Source organism: Kaistia defluvii (genome assembly GCF_040548815.1).
GTDB classification, from domain to species: Bacteria; Pseudomonadota; Alphaproteobacteria; order Rhizobiales; family Kaistiaceae; genus Kaistia; species Kaistia defluvii_A.
In genome coordinates, this window is the sequence record NZ_JBEPSM010000006.1 from 21,721 (window position 1) to 39,896 (window position 18,176).

The window sequence follows — 18,176 nt, forward strand, 5'->3', positions numbered from 1 at the left end:
CCACACCATCCCTCAAGGAGACGACCCATGTCCGATTTCTACCTGCACAGGCTGATCAAGCTGATCGAGACCGCCGGCAGCGCCAATGACGCCGCCCTCACCGAAGTGGCCAAGCGCTTTTCGGAATCGCTTGCGAAGGGCGGCCTGATCCACCTGTTCGGCTCCGGCCATTCGGTTCTGCCGACCCAGGAAGCTTTTCCGCGCTACGGTTCCTTCGTCGGCTTCAACCCGCTGACCGACCCGCGCGTCATGTGGCACAACGTGCTTGGCGCCGGCGGCGTGCGCGAGCTGCTCTGGCTGGAGCGGACCGAGAACTACATCGACAAGTTCCTCGACCACCAGCCGCTCAATGCCGGCGACTCGATCATCATCTACTCGCATTCCGGCACCAATTCGGCCGGCATCGAGACCGCGCTCTACGCCAAGAAGCGCGGCCTGTTTGTCGTCGCCGTCACCTCGAAGGCCAACGACAAGCCGGCGAAGCATTCGTCCGGCAAGCGCCTGAAGGACGTCGCCGACATCGTCATCGACACCAACTCGCCGGTCGAGGACGCCATCGTCCCGATCGAGGGCTGGAGCCGTCCGGTCTCGGGTTCCTCGACCGTGCTGGCGATGATCCTGACGCATGAGCTGATCGCCCGCACCGCCGACGCGCTGTCGAAGCAGGGCGTGGAGCTGCCGGTCTTCGCCTCGCCGACGATCGAAGGCGTGACGCTGCACGACACCGACATCATCTATGGCATCTACCGCGAGAAGATGCTGGAAGCGCAGCAGAAGCACCTCAAGACGTTCCAGGACACGATGAAGGGCTGATTTCGGCCGCTTCATCGAGTCTGTCTATGGACGCCGCGAGCCCCAGGGTTCGCGGCGTTTTTTGTGTGCCTCAGGGGGATTTCGGCCTGCGATGCGGTTCTGGAAGTCTCCGTCATCATCCTGAGGTGCTTCGCGCCAGCGAAGCCTCGAAGGAGGGTTCAGCGGAGCGATGTCGGAATCGGGATGGATTCTGCCTGCGTCTGCCATGTCGTCGGTGTTCCCTGGACCCTCCTTCGAGGCCCGACTTCGCCGGGCACCTCAGGATGATGGTCTTGTTTTGGAAGGGCGTTGAATGCCTTCGGCGCGATCCCGGCCTGCGATGCGGTTCTAAAGGTTTCCGTCATCATCCTGAGGCGCTTCGCGCCAGCGAAGCCTCGAAGGAGGGTTCCGCGGATGATGTTCCAGCCTTGGAATGGCGTCGGATGCCGCCTCCCACGCCTCCGACCGGCCGCAATCTCGCCTGCTTTTCGCCCCTTTGGACAACTGCAAAACCTTGAAACAGATCAATCCCTTGGCAGTTCTGGCTCCGGCTGCTTACACGATCGATTAAGTCGGGTTTCTTGACAGGGGGCCGGAGTTCGGGAAATCTCACGCTTGGCCGGGCCGTTCCGCCCAGGCCAAACGAACGACGGAGACGTGCCCGCCGCCCGGTTTGGCGGCGCAATCTGGGAGAAACCCGATGACACTTGCCAACGACGTTCCTTCCGACCTTCCCCGTTTCTTCTCGCTGTTCCGGTCTGCCGATGCCAAGACGGACCCGGTCGCCGGCCCCGTGAAGCGCCCCGCCGCGGCGGGCGACTGCGACAAGGGCGATGACGACGAAGCGACATCCGATTTCGTCTGGGCGCTTGCCTATTGGCCGTGGCTGTAGCACTCGAAACGGTGCCGGAGGCGATCCGGCCCGTCCTTCGAGGGTAGAGAATGAACGCCACGATCCGAGCCCGCGCCATCGGCGCCACCGCTACCGCCAGCCGCGATGGCCTGCCGGAAGTCACGAGCGAAACCGGCGGCCAGCTTTCGGTCGTGACGCGGCCCTCGGCCGAGGGCTTCAACCCGCTCGACCTGATGAGCGCCTCGCTTTCCGCCTGCATCGTGCTCAGCGTGCAGATCGCCGCGCGGCGGGAAGGCTGGCTCGACGAGATCGAGCAGGTCAGCGCCAGGGTGATCCCCGAAAAGGCGCATGACGAGCCGTCTCGGGTCGAGCGCTTCGTCACCACGGTGACCATAGAAGGCCCGCTGGACGCGGCCAAGAAGGCGCATCTCATCGAGGCGGCCGAAACGATCTGCACGGTGTCGAATACGCTGCGCAGCGGCGCCGCCGTGGTCAACGGCTAGAGCGTTTCGAGCGAAGGGGATACGGCTTCGCGTCACCAGAACGCGATCCCGTGAAGACAGGCTCCGGCCCCTGTCCGGAAGGCGCCGAATTTGCGAAGCTTCGGGATCCTCACGCCGGGAGCCAAGCCGCATGACCTCGCCGACCCAAGCCTCGGCCCTGCCGGCGCTCGATCACGAGCACTACCTTCGCCTCGCCTTCGACGTGGCGCGGCGGTCGCTGCAAAACGGCTCGCATCCCTTCGGCGCGATCCTGGTCGGGCCGGATGGCAGCGTGCTGATGGAGCAGGAAAACGCCTTCCAGCCGGATCACGACATGACCGGTCATGCCGAGCGCGTGCTGATGACCCGCGCTTCGAAGGCCTATGAGCCGGGCTTCCTGCGCGGCTGCTCGATGTATACCTCGGCCGAGCCCTGCGCGATGTGTGCGGGCGCGGCCTACTGGGCCGGCATCGGCCGTGTTGTCTATGGCTTGGGCGAGCACGAGATGAAGGCGATTACCGGCGACCATCCCGAGAATCCGACGCTCGATCTGCCCTGCCGCGTCGTGTTCGATGCCGGCCAGCGGCCGATCCAAGTGATCGGGCCGCTGCTGGTCGAGGAAGCGGCCGCCTTGCACGAAGGTGTCTGGGACAAGCACTGAACGCGCGTATCCGGGACGGTTGTCGACTGTTTTTTTCACCATCTGATCAAATCGCGCAATCGCCGCCGTTGCGAAGCCCCCCGGGGAATGGTTCCATGCCGGCAAGCGGGCAGGGCCGGTCGAAGGCTCCCCGACTGTGATGGAGAATTCCGCATGACCATGCGTTTCCTTTCCGCGACGGCGCTGGCCGGCGCGATTGCGCTCGGGGGCCTGTTCGGAGCGCCGGCCGCCATGGCCGCCACGCCCAAGGACCTGCTGATCGTCGCCCAGGCGATCGATGATATCGTCAGCCTCGACCCGGCCGAGGGTTTCGAGCTGACCTCGGTGCAGTCCTTCAACAGCCTGTATCAGCGGCTGGTACAGTCGAACCAGACCGAGCCGACCAAGCTCGATCCCGTGCTGGCAGAGAGCTGGGTCGTGGCGCCGGAAGGCAATGCGATCACCTTCAAGATCCGTGACGGCGCGACCTTCTCGTCCGGCAATCCGGTTCGCGCCGATGACGTGATCTATTCGCTGTCGCGCGCGGTGAAGCTCGGCAAGTCGCCGGTGTTCATCCTGAACGAACTCGGCTGGTCGGCCGATAATGTCGACACCTTCCTGACCAAGGTCGACGACAGCCACGTCAAGGTCTCCTGGCCCGCCAAGGTCGGCCCGTCCTTCGCGCTGTCGATCCTTTCCGCGCCGGTCGCGTCGATCGTCGACCAGAAGGAAGTCGAGGCGCACGCCAAGGATGGCGATTTCGGCAATGCCTGGCTGCACACGGCTTCGGCCGGCTCCGGCCCGTTCAAGATCCGCGCCTACCAGCCGCATGAGGCGCTCGTCCTCGACGCCAATGCGACCTCGCCGACCGGCGCGCCCAAGCTCAAGGGCATCATCTTCAAGAACGTCGCCGATCCCTCGGCGCGCCGCCTGCTGATCGAGCAGGGCGATGCCGATATCGCCCGCGACATCGGCGCCGACCAGATCGCAGCCCTGACCGGCAAGCCCGGCATCGAGGTGCTGTCGGCGCCTTCGGCCGAGGTCGATTTCCTGGGCTTCAATGCCGCCAGCAAGACCAACCCCGACACCAAGAACCCGGCGCTCTGGGAAGCCGCGCGCTGGCTCGTTGATTACGAGGGCATCGCCAAGAACCTGCTCAAGGGCCAGTCCAACGTCCACCAGGTCTTCATTCCGAAGGGCTTTGCCGGTTCGCTCGACGATACGCCGTTCAAGCTCGACGTCGAGAAGGCCAAGGGCATCCTGAAGGCCGCCGGGCTCGACAAGGGTCTGACCGTCAAGCTTTCCGTGATCAACCAGCCGCCCTACACGGACATCGCCCAGGCGCTGCAGGCGACCTTCGCGCAGGCCGGCATCAAGCTGGAAATCGAGCCCGCCGTCGCCAGCCAGTTCTACTCGACGCTCCGCTCGCAGGGCCACGAGGCGGCGCTTGCCTTCTGGATCCCGGACTATTTCGACCCGCATTCCAACGCCAGCGCCTTCGCGCTCAACCGCGATGACGGCACCAAGACGGTCGCCTGGCGCTATGGCTGGAGCATCCCGGAACTTTCCGAGAAGACCCAGGCCGCCGTCGAAGAACAGGATGCGGACAAGCGCGCGGCGGACTATAAGGCTATTCAGCTTGAGGTTCAGCAGAAGTCGCCCTTCGTCATTCTCCTGCAGCCGAACAACCAGATCGTGCTGCGCGACAACGTCAAGGGCTTCGTCCAGGGCCTCAATGCGGACCAGGTCTATTTCGCAGGGGTCGAGAAGTAATTGACAGATACCGGCGGCCGCCTCGCGGCCCCTGAGCTTCTTCCCCGTCGGCCTCGCGGCCGGCGGGGACTTTCGTTTCTCGCGGGCGTCGCCAATTGGCTGGTGACCCTGGCGATAACCCTGCTTGGCCTGATGGTCGTCACCTTCGCGCTGGCCGAGCTTTCGCCGGCCGATCCGGCGCTGCATCTGGCCGGCGACAAGGCGACCGAGGCGACCTATCAGGCGGCGCGCCAGACGCTCGGCCTCGATGACCCGCTGCCGCAGCGCTTCGCCGCCTATGTCGGCAATGTGCTGACGGGCAATCTTGGTACCTCCTGGTCGACCAACCAGCCTGTCTTCGGCGATATCGTCCGCGTCTTCCCGGCGACGCTGGAGCTCGCCACCGTCGCCATCCTCTTCGGCGCGCTGATCGGCGTGGCGCTCGGCGTCCTCGCGGCGCTCAGGCCGCGCGGGTTGATCGACGGCATCGTCCGGATAATCTCGCTGATCGGCTATTCCGTGCCGATCTTCTGGCTCGGCCTTCTGTTCCTGCTGCTGTTCTATGCCCGCCTGCACTGGGCGGCGGGGCCCGGCCGCCTCAGCGACATCTACGCCTATACGATCACGCCGGTGACCGGTTTCTACCTGATCGACACGGCGCTCTGGGGCGAGGAGGGCTCGTTCCTCGATACGCTGTCGCATCTCGTGCTACCGGCAAGCGTGCTCGCCATCCATTCGCTCGCCTCGATCTCGCGGCTGACGCGGGCGAGCCTGCTCGGCGAACTCGGCAAGGAATATGCCGTCGCGGCGCGCGCGAAGGGCGTCGGCGAGGTTCACCTGATGCTGACCCACCTGCTGCCCAACGTCGCCGGAACCGTGCTGACCGTGATCGCGCTCGCCTATGCGACGCTGCTGGAAGGCGCGGTGCTGACTGAGACCGTGTTCGGCTGGCCGGGTCTTGGCCGCTACATGACGACGGCGATCTTCGCCTCCGACATGCCGGCCGTGCTCGGCGGCACGCTGGTTATCGGCGTCTGCTTCGTGATCGTCAACGCGATCACCGACATTCTCGCCCGCATCGTCGACCCGAGGCTGTCATGACCAATCTGCCCTTGACCGTCGCGGTCGCTCCCAACCGTCTGTCGCTGGCGAAATTCGCGCGCCGCTCGCCCACCGCCGCGATCGGTGCCGCGCTCGTGGTGCTGATCCTGCTGGTGGCGGTGTTCGCGCCGTTTCTCGCGCCCTATGATCCGATCGCCCAGGACGTCGCCAACCGGCTGATGCCGCCCTCGGCGGCGCACTGGTTCGGCACGGACGGATTTGGCCGCGACCTGCTGTCCCGCCTGATCTACGGCACCCGGCCGACCCTGATGCTTCTCGCCATCGTCATCCTGCTGACGACGCCGCTCGGCATCGCCATCGGCATCGTCGCCGGCTTCTATGGCGGCATGGTCGAGCGCATCCTGATGCGCATCACCGACATCGCTATGGCCTTTCCCAAGCTGGTGCTGGCGCTCGCCTTCGTCGCGGTGCTGGGCGCCGGCCTGGTCAATGGCGCCCTGGCCCTGGCCTTGACGGCCTGGCCCGCCTATGCGCGGCAGACGCGGTCGGAGACGGTGGCGCTGCGCAAGAGCGACTATCTCGCCGCCGCCGAGATGATGGGCATTACCGGCCCGCGCCTGCTGTTCGGCCATGTGCTGCCGCTCGTGCTCCCCGGCGCCATCGTGCGCATGGCGCTCGACCTTGGCGGCATCATCCTGATCGCCGCCGGCCTCGGCTTTCTCGGCCTCGGCGTGCGTCCGCCGACGCCCGAATGGGGCGCCATGGTTGCCGAGGGCACGCAGGTGATCTTCGACCAGTGGTGGGTGGCGGCGACGCCCGGCGCCGCGATCCTGCTCACCAGCTTCGCCTTCAACCTGCTGAGCGATGGGCTCCGTGACCTGATGGACCCGCGCAATGGCTGATCCGACCCTGCTGAACGTCGAGAAGCTCTCTGTCCGCTTTCCTTCCGATCGCGGCCCGGTCGAGGTCGTGCACGGCATCTCCTTTGCCATGGGCGCGGAAAAGCTCGGCCTCGTGGGCGAATCCGGCTCGGGCAAATCGATGACGGCGCGCGCGCTGATCGGGCTGGTCGCCAAGCCCGGCCGCGTCACCGCCGACCGGTTGACGCTGGACGGCGAGGATCTGACCGCGTTGTCGCCCCGGCAATGGAAGCATTGGCGGGGCTCGAAGATCGGTTTGGTGCTGCAGGATCCTAAATTTGCGCTCGATCCGGTGATGAGCATCGGCCGCCAGGTCGAGGAGCCTCTGAAGCTGCATACCGCCGCCAAGAAGGCCGAGCGGCGCGAGCGGGCGCTCGTCATGCTGGAGGCCGTCGGCCTGCCGGATCCGCTGCGCGCCTATCACTCCTATCCGCACCAGCTTTCCGGCGGCATGGGCCAGCGCGTCATGCTGGCGGCGACGCTGATCGCCGAGCCTCGCCTGCTGATCGCCGACGAGCCGACCTCGGCGCTCGACCGCGACCTGCGCGACCAGGTGCTCGATTTGATGCTGAAGCTCGTCGACGAGCGGCAGATGGGCCTGATTCTGATCAGCCATGATCTCGACCAGGTGGCGCGCTTCTGCGACCGGGCGCTGGTCATGTATCGCGGCGACATCGTCGATCGCCTGCCGGCGTCCGAGCTGGCGAACTCGGAACATCCCTATACGAAGACGCTGTGGGCGTGCCGGCCTTCGCCCGAAACGTTCGGCACGCTGCTGCCGACGCTCGACCGCGTCAGCCTGGGGGCGGGCGCATGAGCCTTGTCGATATCAGCGATCTCAACGTCACCTTCCGGGACCAGGATGTCGGCCGCCATATCCTGCGCGGCATCACCCTGGCGATCGAGGCAGGCGAGACATTCGGCCTGCTCGGGCCGTCCGGCTGCGGTAAGTCCACTTTGCTGCGCGTCATCGCCGGGCTGAACCGCGACTGGCACGGCTCGATGGCGCTGCTCGGCCAGGCTGTGCCGCCGCGCCGCCGCTTCACTGGCACGCTGCGCCAGCAGGTGCAGATGGTGTTCCAGGATCCCTATGCCTCGCTGCACCCGCGCCATAAGATCGGCCGGGCCCTGCGCGAGCCGCTTGTCGTCAACGGGCTCGACAATCCGGACAAGCGCGTCGCCGAGGCGCTGGCCGAGGTCGGCTTTGGCCCGGACGTCGCCGCGCGTTATCCGCATCAGCTTTCCGGCGGCCAGCGCCAGCGCATCGCGATTGCCCGCGCGCTGCTGCTGCGGCCCAAACTGCTGCTGCTCGACGAGCCGACCTCGGCGCTCGACATGTCGGTGCAGGCCGAGATCCTGAACCTGCTCGTCACGCTCAAGGCGCGCTTCGGCATGACCTTCGTGCTGGTCAGCCACGACCCGGATGTGATCGGCCATATGTGCGACCGCGCCGCGCGCATGGCGGAGGGGCGGATTGCCGCGACCTTCGATCGGCCGGCCCTTGCGGCGGGCGCTGCGGCTGCGCGATGATCGGGATATCACGGAGGGGGAATAAATGAGCGACGAAGCCCTGTTGCAGGAACTTCTCGACCAGGAAAAGCGGCTGGTCTTCGACCGTTTCGACAATGACACGGCGATCACGCTCGGCATGCGCATCATCGAGCGCGCGCGGCAGGACAATCTTTCCATTGTGGTCGAGATCGCGCGCGGCGAGCAGCGGCTGTTCTATTGCGCGCTCGAAGGCACCTCGGCCGACAACGAGTTCTGGGTCGCCGGCAAGACGGCGGTCGTGCGCCGCTACGGCCATTCCTCGTTCTATATGGGCCAGAAGGCGCGGGTGAAGGGCGTCGATTTCGCCACCGCGCAGCTGGTCGACCCGCTGAAATACTACCCGCATGGCGGCGCCTTCCCGATCCTGGTTCGGAATGTCGGCATGGTCGGCACCGCGACCGTCTCCGGCCTGCCGCAGGCGGAGGACCACAAGCTGGTGGTCACCGTGATCGAGGAATTGCTGGCCGAACTCGGCATCGGCGAGGCGCGCCCGGAAGTCTGGACGGCGTAGTTTCTTTGGGCGAGGGCGGGGGGCTTGCTAGAGGTGGCCCGCGTAGCTCCAACCTCAACATGCTGAGGAGGCCCGAAGGGCCGTCTCGAAGCACGCAGAGTGCGTCAGGCCATAGCCCTCTTGAACCTTTGGCAGTGAAGCCTGCTCGTCTGCCCTGCGTCCTTCGAGACGGCTTGCTTCGCAAGCCTCCTCAGGATGTTGGGAGCGAGATCGGCATTCCGGTTAGGGAGGCAGTTGGAACGCTGCGCCAGCCCCGCGCTCGCCGTCATCCCGGCCCGCGCGCCGGGACCCATTCAGCGGTGATGCGGACCAATGGCGCATGGACTGTGGGGTATCACCCCGCGCAATCATGGACTCGTGCTTTCGCAGGAATGACGGGGGAGCGGGTGGGTCGCAGGGAGCCTATCTGGATGGTTCCCTAAACCCTCACCCGGCCCTTCGGGCCGACCTCTCCCTCAGGGAGAGGTAAGGGCGTGTCGTGTGCTTGCACGGCCCTTCGCCCCACGTTCGTCGTCATCCCGGCCTCCGAGCCGGGATCCATTCAGCCGTGATGTCGACCCGTGGCGCATACGGGATGCGAACCGGGTCGAAAAGGTGGATTCCTGCTTTCGCAGGAATGACGGATGGGGCGGCCAGTGCCGCAGGCACCCTTCCTCCGTGCCTTCCGTCAGACAAAGCTCGCGCGGTCGGGATGGTCGCGCAGCAGGGCGGCCTTGAGCTTTTCGATGGCGCGGCTTTCGATCTGGCGGACGCGCTCCTTGGAAATGCCGAGCGTCTCGCCGAGCGACTCCAGCGTGGCGCCTTCCTCGCGCAGCCGGCGCTCGCGCAGGATCCGGACTTCGCGGTCGGAAAGCACGGCCATCGCATCGTGCAGCCAGGTCACCCGCCGCTCGCTGTCGATGACGTCGCCGACCATCTGGTCGGGCAGCGGCGTGTCGTCGACCAGAAAATCCTGCCGGTCGGAGGCGGACGATTCCGTGTCGTAGATCGGCGCGTTGAGCGAGGTGTCGGCGCCGGAGAGGCGCGCATCCATCATCGCCACGTCATTGGTCGAGACGCCGACGGCAATGGCGATCTGCTGGTAGATCTGCTGGTTGGGGATCGGCACCGACCCCTGCGAGAGCTTGGCGCGCAGCCGGCGCAGGTTGAAGAACAGCGCCTTCTGGGTCGAGCTGGTGCCGCCGCGAACGATCGACCAGTTGCGCAGGATATAATCCTGGATGGAGGCGCGGATCCACCAGGTGGCATAGGTCGAGAAGCGGACGTCGCGGTCCGGCTCGAACCGCGCCGCGGCCTCCAGCAGCCCGACATGGCCTTCCTGGATCAGGTCGCTCATGGGCAGGCCGAAATGGCGGAACCGCGCCGCGATGGCGATGACAAGCCGCATATGCGAGGCGGCAAGGCGGTGCAGAGCGGTCTGATCCTTGATATCGCGCCAGCGAATGGCGAGATTCTTTTCCTCATCCCGTTCCAGATAAGGGGCCTGCATCGCCGCCTTGACGAACTGCCGCCCAGAGATCGCCGATGTGCCCATGCGACCCGCTCCTGTGTTTGGATTTCGTGCGCCCCACGTTTGAACAACAGCAACCCTACGCCCCAGTTCCGAAAAGGCGACGCACATTGGTGTGATGGACTTGGCAGAAGCTTGTGATGGCGGCAGAGCGTCGCAGGGCGGCCGGCACGATGCGGGCATAAAAAAACGCCCGGCAGAGCCGGGCGCTTTTTAGGAAAGACGGGGCGCCGAAATTATGCGGCTTCGTCGTGCTTCTCGTCGTCGCCTTCGACTTCGGCAACGGCTTCTTCATCGGCCTTGCCGCCACGCTTCGGGCTCTTGGCAAGGTTCTGCTCGATCTGGCGGACCGCTTCCGTCTCGGAAATCTCGCTCACCGCCGCGATTTCGCGCGACATGCGGTCGAGGGCCGCCTCATAGAGCTGGCGCTCGCTGTAGGACTGTTCGGGCTGGGTATCCGAGCGGAACAGGTCGCGGACGACTTCCGAGATCTGAATCAGATCGCCGGAATTGATCTTCGCTTCATATTCCTGGGCGCGACGGCTCCACATGGTGCGCTTGACGCGGGCGCGGCCACGGATGGTTTCGAGGGCCTTCTTGACGGTCGTTGCATCCGAAAGCTTGCGCATGCCGACCGTCGCCGCTTTGGCGACCGGTACGCGCAGTTTCATCTTGTCCTTCTCGAATGCAATAACGAAGAGCTCAAGCTTGATGCCGGCCACTTCCTGTTCTTCGATCCCGACGATCTCGCCGACGCCATGCGCCGGATAGACGATATGTTCGCCGGTCTTGAAATCGGAACGCAGAGTGGTCTTCTTGAGGGTGGCCATACGCGTATTAACTCCGTTAAATTGGCGGGCCCGGCTCGCCAAGCCAAAGGCCGGATTTTGACGAAACCCGTCTCATCCATGGCTATCGCGGTTCCGGACCGGTCCCGGAACAACATGTTCCGGAGGCGACCCGGTCAGGTTCGCTCTTCCACTGTCAGCCGATCCGGAAAACGCTCGTCCCGATCCGGGGATCCGCACGCGCGCAACCCAACATCGACGACGATCCATCGCCAGCGCGCCTTAATGTCGCGGCAGGACGACTTCTCGCTTCAATGTTGAGGGTTGTTCACGAACGAAACACCAGAAAGGTGCGGTGACGCCGTAAGTGGTTACCGACTGTATTTGTATATATATCACAAAATACCCAAAAATCAAAGCATTGCCGTCGCGGTGCGCGGGCGCACCTCGACAGCGGCTTCGTCCTGGGCCAGGCGTCGGCAGGAAGGCGGCGGCAGAGCCGGCTCAGTCGCCTTCGCCGGGAGCGGCGGAGAAGTGGGTCTCGAGCTTGTTCGCGACGCCGTCGAAGTCGGCGGCGTCCGCCGGCGCATCCTTGCGCACGGTGATGTTCGGCCACTTCTCGGCATATTCGGCGTTGAGCTTCAGCCACTTTTCGAGACCCGGCTCGGTGTCCGGCTTGATCGCCTCGGCGGGGCATTCCGGCTCGCAGACGCCGCAATCGATGCACTCATCCGGATGGATGACGAGCATGTTTTCGCCCTCGTAGAAGCAGTCCACGGGACATACTTCGACGCAATCCGTGAATTTGCACTTGATGCAATTGTCCGTCACGACATAGGGCAAGATCGTCTCCTCGGGCAAGCACGCTCCAAGCTCGCCGGCGTCGTCTGGGTAAACGCTTTAGCGGGGCGGCGCAAGGATCGCGGATGCCGCATCGCCAAGCTCAGGCTGAATGAATTTCCTCAATCTTCGTCGTCATTTGGAAAATTCTCGCCTTCGTCTCCGGAGGAGGCGGAATGGAACGCATCGAGCACCCGCCGATCGCGTTTTGTCGGCCGCGGACCGCCCCGGATAACCGGTTCCGTTAGGATCGCCGGCGGCGTCAGATCCTCGTAAAGGCGCTGCGCCTCGGGGGCGGGACCCCGGCGCGTGCCGGGGTCGAGGATCTTGACGACGCGGATCTGCCGCTCCAGCGAGAGGGTCAGAACGTCGCCGGGCCGCACCAGGCGGCTCGACGCGTCGATCTTGTTGCGGTTGACCCGGACCTTGCCGCCCATCACCAGCTTCTGGGCGATCGAGCGGCTTTTTGCGAAGCGGGCAAACCAGAGCCATTTGTCGATACGCTGGCGTCCGGTTTCCTCGCTCATCGCCGCTCCGCGTCTCGCTTAGCCACCGCGCTTCTTGGCTTCGAGGTCGGCCTTGAGAGCCGCCAGGGCCGCGAAGGGCGAATTCGGATCGATCGGACGCTCGCGCCGGGGTTCCTCGCGGCGCGGCTGCGGCGCGTTCTGGCCCTGGCGATGATCGCCGCCCTTGTTGCGGTGGTCGTTGCCCGGACGGTCGTTGCGACGGCCCTCGCGCTCGCCCTGCGGACGATCGCCGGCGCCGCGCTCGGGACGCGGACCGCGCGGCTGCTGGGGGCGGCCACCCTGGCGGCGTGCGTCGCGTTCGCCCTCAGCCTGACGGCCACGGCCGTCGCGGCCTTCCGGCTTCGCCTCGCCGACAGCGCCTTCGGCCGGCGCCGATGCGCCATGGTTGGGGCGACGGTCGCGGCGGTTGTCGCGCTGCTGCGGACGGCGATCGAAACGGCCGGGACGCCAGACGTCGATCATTTCCGGCTCGGCCGGGGCGGCGGCTTCGGCTTCCGCCGGCTCGCCATCGCTGGTCTCGAGCGACGGTGCCTCGACGACCGGGGTCGTGTCGGTCTCGCTGCTTTCGGTGACGGTTTCCTCGGTCGTCGTCTCGGTCACGACGGTTTCCACCGCCTCTTCCGAAGCGACGGTCTCGGCAGCGGGTGCCTCGGCCTCGGCGGGAGCGTCGGTCGCCGTCTCGGTGACGGTTTCCGTCGTCTCTTCCGAAACGGCGGTCACGGCCGGCGCTGCTTCCGCGACCGGGGCCTTGGGCGGCGCCGGGCGGCGGTCGAGACGATAGCCGAGCGACTTCAGCACGCCGGCAAAATCTTCGCCGGAGCAGCCCAGAAGCGAGGTCATCGACACGGTGATGGTGAAGCCATTGCCGTCGACGGCGCCTTCCGGCGGCACCAGATTGTCCGAGGTCGGCTTCCAGGCGATCAGCGGACGGATGATGTCGGCCAGACGCTCGAGGATGTCGATGCGCACGGCGCGGTTACCGGCGATGCGATAGCCGACGACCTTGTAGAGCGGCCGGGCGAAGGTCGGGTCGACCGGCACCGTGGTGCGGCCGGTTGCCGAAAGCTGCGGCAGCTCCGCCAGGCCCGGTGCGTCGAGGCCGTGGTTCTTCAGCGCCCAGAGCATGGCGTTCAGCGCGCTCGGGGCGGGCTTCAGCAGGGCCGGGACGTAGATGTGATAGGCGCCGAAGCGCACGCCCAGCTTGCGCAGGCCCGAGCGGGCCTCCTGGTCGAGCGCCTTGATCTCCTCGGCGATCTCCGAGCGCTCCAGCACGCCCTGGCCTTCGACGATGCGGAAGGCGATGCCGCGGGCGGGCGCCGAAAGCTCGACGCCGGCCAGAAGCTCGAACAGCGGCTTCAGCAGCGTCTCGATATGGCTCTTCAGCCAGATGTCGACGCGGTCCTGCACGCGCTCGCGGGCCGGGCCCGTCAGGCCTTCATCCGCCAGCAGGATCAGGCGCGGGCGCAGGGCGTCGTCGGTTGCGACGATCCTTGCCACCGGCGCGCCGAGCCAGCGTAGCGTACCGTCGGTCGACAGCACGAATTCGGGATTGGGCGCGTTGCCGATTTTCTGGGCACGGCGTTCGATTTCGCCGGCAAGCGCCTTCTGGGCAATCGCCCCGATCGCTTTGGCGTCCGGTCCGTCGGCCTGGGGATCTGGCGTGAAGCGGAAACCCTGCAGGCTTCCGACATGCTGTCCCTCGACCAGCACATCGCCGGAGGTCGTGATTTCTGCTTCGAGCATGGCGTTTTCTCTGAGCCGCTTCATCAGTACACTTGTGCGCCGATCCACGAAACGCTGAGTGAGCCTTTCGTGGAGCGCATCGGAAAGACGATCCTCTATAGCGCGCGTGCGCTCCTGCCAATGGCGAGGATCCTTAAGCCAGTTAGGCCGGTTTGCCGCAAAGGTCCATGTCCGAATGTGCGCAATGCGGTTGGCGAGCGTATCGATATCGCCATCTGTGCGATCTGCAAAGGCGACCTGACGCTGAAACCAGTCGTCCGGGACCGCGCCGTCGCGGGCGACGAAGGTGAAAATATCGCCGACCAGCTCGGCATGATTAGCCGGTGCAATGCGTCGATAATCAGGCGTCTGGCAAATATCCCAGAGCAGTTCGAGCCGCTCGCGACGATCGGCCAGCCCCCGGATGCCCGGATCCCGGGCAAGGATTTCCAGCACCGTGACGTCCTCGGAGGGCGGCGCCTTGGACAGGCCCTCATGGCCCGGAGGACGGTCCAGACTGGCGCGAAGCGTATCGATCGAGCGGAAATCGAGCGCACGATTGCGCCATTGCAGCGTGCGCACCGACATGAAGTGGTGGCTTTCGAGCGCCTCGATCAGCTCGTCCTCGAAGGGATCGACCTGGCCGGTGACGCCGAAGGTGCCGTCGCGCGTGTGGCGTCCGGCGCGGCCGGCGATCTGGCCGAGCTCGGCCGCCGTCAGCCGGCGATACTGGAAGCCGTCGAACTTGCGCTCCTGCGCGAAGGCGACATGGTCGACGTCGAGATTGAGGCCCATGCCGATCGCATCGGTGGCGACGAGAAAATCGACATCGCCCGACTGATAAAGTTCGACCTGGGCGTTTCGGGTGCGCGGGCTCAGCGATCCGAGAACCACTGCGGCGCCACCGCGTTGCCGGCGAATCAGTTCGGCGACCGCATAAACCTCGTCGGCCGAGAAGGCGACGACGGCCGAACGGCGGGGCAGGCGGGTGATCTTCTTCGAGCCGGCATAGGTCAGCATCGACATGCGCGGGCGGGTGACGATCTCGATGCCCGGCAGAAGCTTTTCCAGGATGCCGCGCATGGTGGCGGCGCCCAGCAGCAGCGTCTCGTCGCGGCCGCGCAGGTTCAGCAGCCGATCGGTGAAGACATGGCCGCGATCGAGATCGGCGGCGAGCTGGATTTCGTCGATGGCGACGAAGGAAACGTCGGTATGCGAGGGCAGGGCCTCGACCGTGCAGACACGAAAGCGCGGATTGGGCGGGACGATCTTTTCCTCGCCCGTGATCAGCGCCACCGATTCCGCGCCGACCCGGGCCACGATCCGGCCATAGACCTCGCGCGCCAGCAGGCGCAGCGGCAGGCCGATGATTCCCGAGGAATGCGCGAGCATCCGCTCGATCGCCAGATGGGTCTTGCCGGTATTGGTGGGCCCCAGAACGGCAGTGACATTGCGCCCGCCCGCTCCGGCGCCTGGTGGTCTCGTCCGTTCATTCATATCGCGGGCAGTCTCACTTCCAGATCAACGCTACCGAGCATGCCCCTGTATCATGTCGAAACAGAGAAGCGCTTTCAGGCCGGGCCGCGAGCGGCGCCGGTTAAGTTCTAGAACCTTACTGGAACAAACGAGGTCCGAATCGCTGACTCCCCGGAAATCGCGTTCTGTTCACCACCATATATGTGCCGCTCCAACGCCGGCGCACGAAATAGTGCCGCAGGTTTGCCCCGAAAGGCCGCAAAAGGCCTTGCGTCGTTAACGTTTGCCGGTCCGGGCGGTCGCAGCGTGGTTAGCGGGAGATGAATTGGGTCCAGGCTGCCGGGCCCAGTGGCGTTAAGGACTCGACCGAATCCGGAACGGAGCATGGACGAATCGCTGGCGAATCGCCGTTCCGGATTCGTGCCGGCTAGCGATGGTGTCGCGCTTGGGTCCGGGCACCATGGGCAGGGTGCGCTGTCGGCAGGCGTCTGGATGGTGTCCGCGGGATCTCGGCTTCCCGGCGGGCGCGCGTTAACGGGTGGCAGGCGGGGTGTCGCAATTCGGGACAGGCGGCATGGGGGGCCGGTCGGGCGGACGATATCGATCGTGACAGCGCGATGGCATTGGAGCGGGTTGCGGGAAGGAAGCCCCTCACCCCAACCCTCTCCCGCAAGCGGGCGAGGGGGCTCGCCCGCGCCCGTGGCCGTCGCAGGCTCCCGGCGCCCGTGGCTGTCGCAGGCTCCCTGCGTCTATGGCTGTCGCCTCGCCCTCGATGAAGACCGCCGGCCCAAAAGCCCTCGCCCGCTTGCGGGAGAGGGTGGGGTGAGGGTCTTACTTGGGGCGGGCTGACGCGGAGGCGTTGTGCGTCCTTCGAGACGGCCCTTCGGGCCTCCTCAGGATGTTGAGATGGGAGATTGGGCCACAAGGCCGAGTGTCGAGGGAACTCGACCTTAACGCTCGGCTGCTGGGGGGGGCGGCAAAACAGAGGCAGAGACGAAACCCAACCCAAACGGACCCTGTCCCCAAGGGGCTCCTTTGCCCAACAGCAAAATTCTCAACAGGCTGACCGGGCCTCATCACGACTCGTGTCGGCTACTGAGAGGCAGACGCTCCTCAGATCGCACGATCGTAACGACCCACACCGGTGTCATCCCGGCCGGAGATCAGCGATCCTTTTAACTGGGATTGGGAAGCGCAGCGCCCGAGGCTTCGGATGCATGGGTTCCCGCTTTCGCGGGAATGACGGCGAGCGAGTGGAGAACGCCGCGCTTACGGTGCGAAAATCGGAGCGATCGAAGCCCGCACCGGACCTCGCGCCGGACCGCCGGCTATTCCGCCGCGGCGCGCCGTGTCTCGGCTTCGCCGACGAAGCGTGAGGCATGGATGGTCAGCATGCCGACCTCGGTGCCGATCTGCATCCGGAAGGGCATCATCACGCCGAGGCTCTCGACCGGGGCCAGCCAGACTTCGAGCGCCTTGTTGTTTTCCATATATTCGATCGCTTCGCGCGTCGGCCTGTGGCCGGCGACCGGGACGTAACGGGCGCCGCAGACGACGACCGAGCCCTTGTAGGAGCCGTTCTGGCCGTCCACCTCGGCGGTGCCCTTATAGTAGAGCTTGACGTCGAAGCGCTGCCAGCCGTCGAACACGGGAACCGTGCGGTTGCAGGCCGCCGCGAGGTTGCCCTTGACCATCGGCACGATCATCGCGCTCAGCGGGTCGAAGATGTTGCGCTTGTGCTGCGGCAGCAGGGGAACGCGGTCCGCCTTCTTGGCCAGCGGCGGCATGGCGGCGACATTGACGATGGTGCCGCTGTTCATCTGCATCGATACGGTAGAGTTTCGGCGGCCGTTCTCGCTGGTGTCGAGCATGTAGGCGGCGGGCAGGACGCGCGAGCCGACGATGCGGCCGCTGCTCTTCAGGAAACCCTTGCCGTCGGAGACGAAGCGGCTGACGCCGCTGGTCGAACCGCGCGCCGTGATCGTGTAGCCCTTGTCGTCGAAAACCGTATCGAGCGCGAAACGGCCGATGGTCAGCCCGCCGAGCAGGATGTTATATTCCGCGTCGACCTTGCCGGCCTGCTGCTGCGCGGGCGCGGCGACAGCCGACGGCGCAACCGACGCCACGGGTGCGGCGGCCACGAGGAGCGGCAGGACAAGGGCACGGAAGAGGCGGAGCGATTGCATGGGAATTGTTCCGTCGGAGGAGCGGCCCAAAGCCGGTTCTCATCCCTGAGTCCGGCTTCGGCTTCGTGGTCGTGATGATGCCCCCAAATCACTTCGCGCGATTCTAGGTGATTTGCACCGTCTTCGTCACTAGGGATTGCGCGCTGAATGCTTGACGACCGAAGCTTCGGCCACTATGAGAAGGCCCACTTTCCGATACCCCTGTCGCGATGGATGCCGAGCCCGGCGCGTTGCGGCGGAAAAGAAGGATTTCTGTTATGTCCCGTGTCTGCGAGTTGACCGGCAAGGCCGTCATGACCGGCAACACCGTCAGCCATGCCAACAACAGGGCGCGTCGTCGCTACCTGCCGAACCTCGTCAACGTGACGCTGATCAGCGACGCGCTCGGCCGCAGCTTCAAGCTGCGCGTTTCGGCTTACGGCCTGCGCTCGGTCGAGCACCGCGGCGGTCTCGACGCGTTCCTGGCCAAGGCCAGCGCCAGCGAGCTGTCCGATCGCGCCCTGACGCTCAAGCGCGCCATCGCGAAGAAGACCACCGAGCAGGATAGCGTCGCAGCCGCCTGAG

Annotated in this window: 17 protein-coding genes; 11 read left to right on the forward strand and 6 right to left on the reverse strand. The window is 65.6% G+C overall.

Annotated elements, in window-relative coordinates:
• Positions 1 to 27 precede the first annotated feature (27 nt).
• The 10 genes from ABIE08_RS23105 (at position 28) to ABIE08_RS23150 (ending at position 8,563) form a co-directional block, all read left to right on the forward strand.
• A complete protein-coding gene (locus ABIE08_RS23105) occupies positions 28 to 813 on the forward strand; it encodes an SIS domain-containing protein (RefSeq protein ID WP_354554432.1) in 786 nt (261 codons plus the stop codon).
• Between the two features lie 679 nt (positions 814 to 1,492).
• On the forward strand, positions 1,493 to 1,684 hold the full coding sequence (locus ABIE08_RS23110) for a hypothetical protein (protein ID WP_354554434.1): 192 nt from the start codon (positions 1,493 to 1,495) through the stop codon (positions 1,682 to 1,684).
• 50 nt (positions 1,685 to 1,734) lie between these two features.
• The gene (locus tag ABIE08_RS23115; protein WP_354554436.1) at positions 1,735 to 2,148 is read left to right on the forward strand and encodes an OsmC family protein; all 414 of its coding nucleotides are present in this window, start codon (positions 1,735 to 1,737) and stop codon (positions 2,146 to 2,148) included.
• Between the two features lie 130 nt (positions 2,149 to 2,278).
• Positions 2,279 to 2,788, forward strand: a complete 510-nt coding sequence (locus ABIE08_RS23120) for a nucleoside deaminase (RefSeq protein WP_354554438.1) — start codon at positions 2,279 to 2,281, stop codon at positions 2,786 to 2,788.
• A gap of 153 nt (positions 2,789 to 2,941) precedes the next feature.
• Positions 2,942 to 4,540: an ABC transporter substrate-binding protein gene (locus tag ABIE08_RS23125; protein WP_354554439.1), complete on the forward strand. Its 1,599-nt coding sequence runs from the start codon at positions 2,942 to 2,944 to the stop codon at positions 4,538 to 4,540.
• Entirely contained in the window at positions 4,541 to 5,620 is a 1,080-nt protein-coding gene (locus ABIE08_RS23130) for an ABC transporter permease (RefSeq protein ID WP_354554441.1), read from the forward strand.
• A complete protein-coding gene (locus ABIE08_RS23135) occupies positions 5,617 to 6,483 on the forward strand; it encodes an ABC transporter permease (RefSeq protein ID WP_354554443.1) in 867 nt (288 codons plus the stop codon). The genes ABIE08_RS23130 and ABIE08_RS23135 overlap by 4 nt, the downstream gene beginning before the upstream one ends.
• Complete coding sequence (locus ABIE08_RS23140; protein WP_354554445.1) at positions 6,476 to 7,318, forward strand: ABC transporter ATP-binding protein; 843 nt, start codon at positions 6,476 to 6,478, stop codon at positions 7,316 to 7,318. The genes ABIE08_RS23135 and ABIE08_RS23140 overlap by 8 nt, the downstream gene beginning before the upstream one ends.
• Positions 7,315 to 8,031, forward strand: coding sequence for an ABC transporter ATP-binding protein (locus ABIE08_RS23145; protein WP_354554447.1), 717 nt, complete (start codon positions 7,315 to 7,317; stop codon positions 8,029 to 8,031). Before ABIE08_RS23140 ends, ABIE08_RS23145 begins: the two co-directional genes overlap by 4 nt.
• Before the next feature lie 25 nt (positions 8,032 to 8,056).
• On the forward strand, positions 8,057 to 8,563 hold the full coding sequence (locus ABIE08_RS23150; RefSeq protein ID WP_354554448.1) for a heme-degrading domain-containing protein: 507 nt from the start codon (positions 8,057 to 8,059) through the stop codon (positions 8,561 to 8,563).
• A 667-nt stretch (positions 8,564 to 9,230) separates the two neighbouring features.
• Here the strand turns inward: ABIE08_RS23150 and ABIE08_RS23155 are convergent.
• From ABIE08_RS23155 to ABIE08_RS23180, 6 genes are all read right to left on the reverse strand, one after another.
• Complete coding sequence (locus tag ABIE08_RS23155) at positions 9,231 to 10,097, reverse strand: RNA polymerase factor sigma-32 (protein WP_354554450.1); 867 nt, start codon at positions 10,095 to 10,097, stop codon at positions 9,231 to 9,233.
• 212 nt (positions 10,098 to 10,309) lie between these two features.
• Positions 10,310 to 10,903 carry a CarD family transcriptional regulator gene (locus ABIE08_RS23160; RefSeq protein WP_354554452.1) on the reverse strand — a complete coding sequence of 198 codons (594 nt, stop codon included), beginning with the start codon at positions 10,901 to 10,903 and terminating at the stop codon, positions 10,310 to 10,312.
• Positions 10,904 to 11,365: 462 nt separating this feature from the next.
• Positions 11,366 to 11,704, reverse strand: a complete 339-nt coding sequence (gene fdxA / locus ABIE08_RS23165; RefSeq protein ID WP_354554522.1) for a ferredoxin FdxA — start codon at positions 11,702 to 11,704, stop codon at positions 11,366 to 11,368.
• A 119-nt stretch (positions 11,705 to 11,823) separates the two neighbouring features.
• The gene (locus ABIE08_RS23170) at positions 11,824 to 12,228 is read right to left on the reverse strand and encodes an RNA-binding S4 domain-containing protein (RefSeq protein ID WP_354554454.1); all 405 of its coding nucleotides are present in this window, start codon (positions 12,226 to 12,228) and stop codon (positions 11,824 to 11,826) included.
• An 18-nt stretch (positions 12,229 to 12,246) separates the two neighbouring features.
• Positions 12,247 to 15,447 carry a helicase-related protein gene (locus ABIE08_RS23175; protein ID WP_354554456.1) on the reverse strand — a complete coding sequence of 1,067 codons (3,201 nt, stop codon included), beginning with the start codon at positions 15,445 to 15,447 and terminating at the stop codon, positions 12,247 to 12,249.
• Positions 15,448 to 16,754: 1,307 nt separating this feature from the next.
• Positions 16,755 to 17,612 (reverse strand): DUF3108 domain-containing protein, encoded by an 858-nt coding sequence (locus tag ABIE08_RS23180; protein ID WP_354554457.1) that lies wholly within the window; start codon positions 17,610 to 17,612, stop codon positions 16,755 to 16,757.
• A 257-nt stretch (positions 17,613 to 17,869) separates the two neighbouring features.
• Between ABIE08_RS23180 and rpmB the strand changes: the two genes are divergently transcribed.
• The gene (gene rpmB / locus ABIE08_RS23185; RefSeq protein ID WP_354554459.1) at positions 17,870 to 18,175 is read left to right on the forward strand and encodes a 50S ribosomal protein L28; all 306 of its coding nucleotides are present in this window, start codon (positions 17,870 to 17,872) and stop codon (positions 18,173 to 18,175) included.
• Position 18,176: the final 1 nt, after the last annotated feature.

Bases quoted from the DNA above. Each gene is read 5' to 3' on its own strand.
- ABIE08_RS23105 (WP_354554432.1), top strand. From the start codon at position 28: ATGTCCGATTTCTACCTGCACAGGCTGATCAAGCTGATCGAGACCGCC.
- ABIE08_RS23110 (WP_354554434.1), top strand. From the start codon at position 1,493: ATGACACTTGCCAACGACGTTCCTTCCGACCTTCCCCGTTTCTTCTCG.
- ABIE08_RS23115 (WP_354554436.1), top strand. From the start codon at position 1,735: ATGAACGCCACGATCCGAGCCCGCGCCATCGGCGCCACCGCTACCGCC.
- ABIE08_RS23120 (WP_354554438.1), top strand. From the start codon at position 2,279: ATGACCTCGCCGACCCAAGCCTCGGCCCTGCCGGCGCTCGATCACGAG.
- ABIE08_RS23125 (WP_354554439.1), top strand. From the start codon at position 2,942: ATGACCATGCGTTTCCTTTCCGCGACGGCGCTGGCCGGCGCGATTGCG.
- ABIE08_RS23135 (WP_354554443.1), top strand. From the start codon at position 5,617: ATGACCAATCTGCCCTTGACCGTCGCGGTCGCTCCCAACCGTCTGTCG.
- ABIE08_RS23140 (WP_354554445.1), top strand. From the start codon at position 6,476: ATGGCTGATCCGACCCTGCTGAACGTCGAGAAGCTCTCTGTCCGCTTT.
- ABIE08_RS23145 (WP_354554447.1), top strand. From the start codon at position 7,315: ATGAGCCTTGTCGATATCAGCGATCTCAACGTCACCTTCCGGGACCAG.
- ABIE08_RS23150 (WP_354554448.1), top strand. From the start codon at position 8,057: ATGAGCGACGAAGCCCTGTTGCAGGAACTTCTCGACCAGGAAAAGCGG.
- ABIE08_RS23155 (WP_354554450.1), bottom strand. From the start codon at position 10,097: ATGGGCACATCGGCGATCTCTGGGCGGCAGTTCGTCAAGGCGGCGATG.
- ABIE08_RS23160 (WP_354554452.1), bottom strand. From the start codon at position 10,903: ATGGCCACCCTCAAGAAGACCACTCTGCGTTCCGATTTCAAGACCGGC.
- ABIE08_RS23170 (WP_354554454.1), bottom strand. From the start codon at position 12,228: ATGAGCGAGGAAACCGGACGCCAGCGTATCGACAAATGGCTCTGGTTT.
- ABIE08_RS23175 (WP_354554456.1), bottom strand. From the start codon at position 15,447: ATGAATGAACGGACGAGACCACCAGGCGCCGGAGCGGGCGGGCGCAAT.
- ABIE08_RS23180 (WP_354554457.1), bottom strand. From the start codon at position 17,612: ATGCAATCGCTCCGCCTCTTCCGTGCCCTTGTCCTGCCGCTCCTCGTG.
- rpmB (WP_354554459.1), top strand. From the start codon at position 17,870: ATGTCCCGTGTCTGCGAGTTGACCGGCAAGGCCGTCATGACCGGCAAC.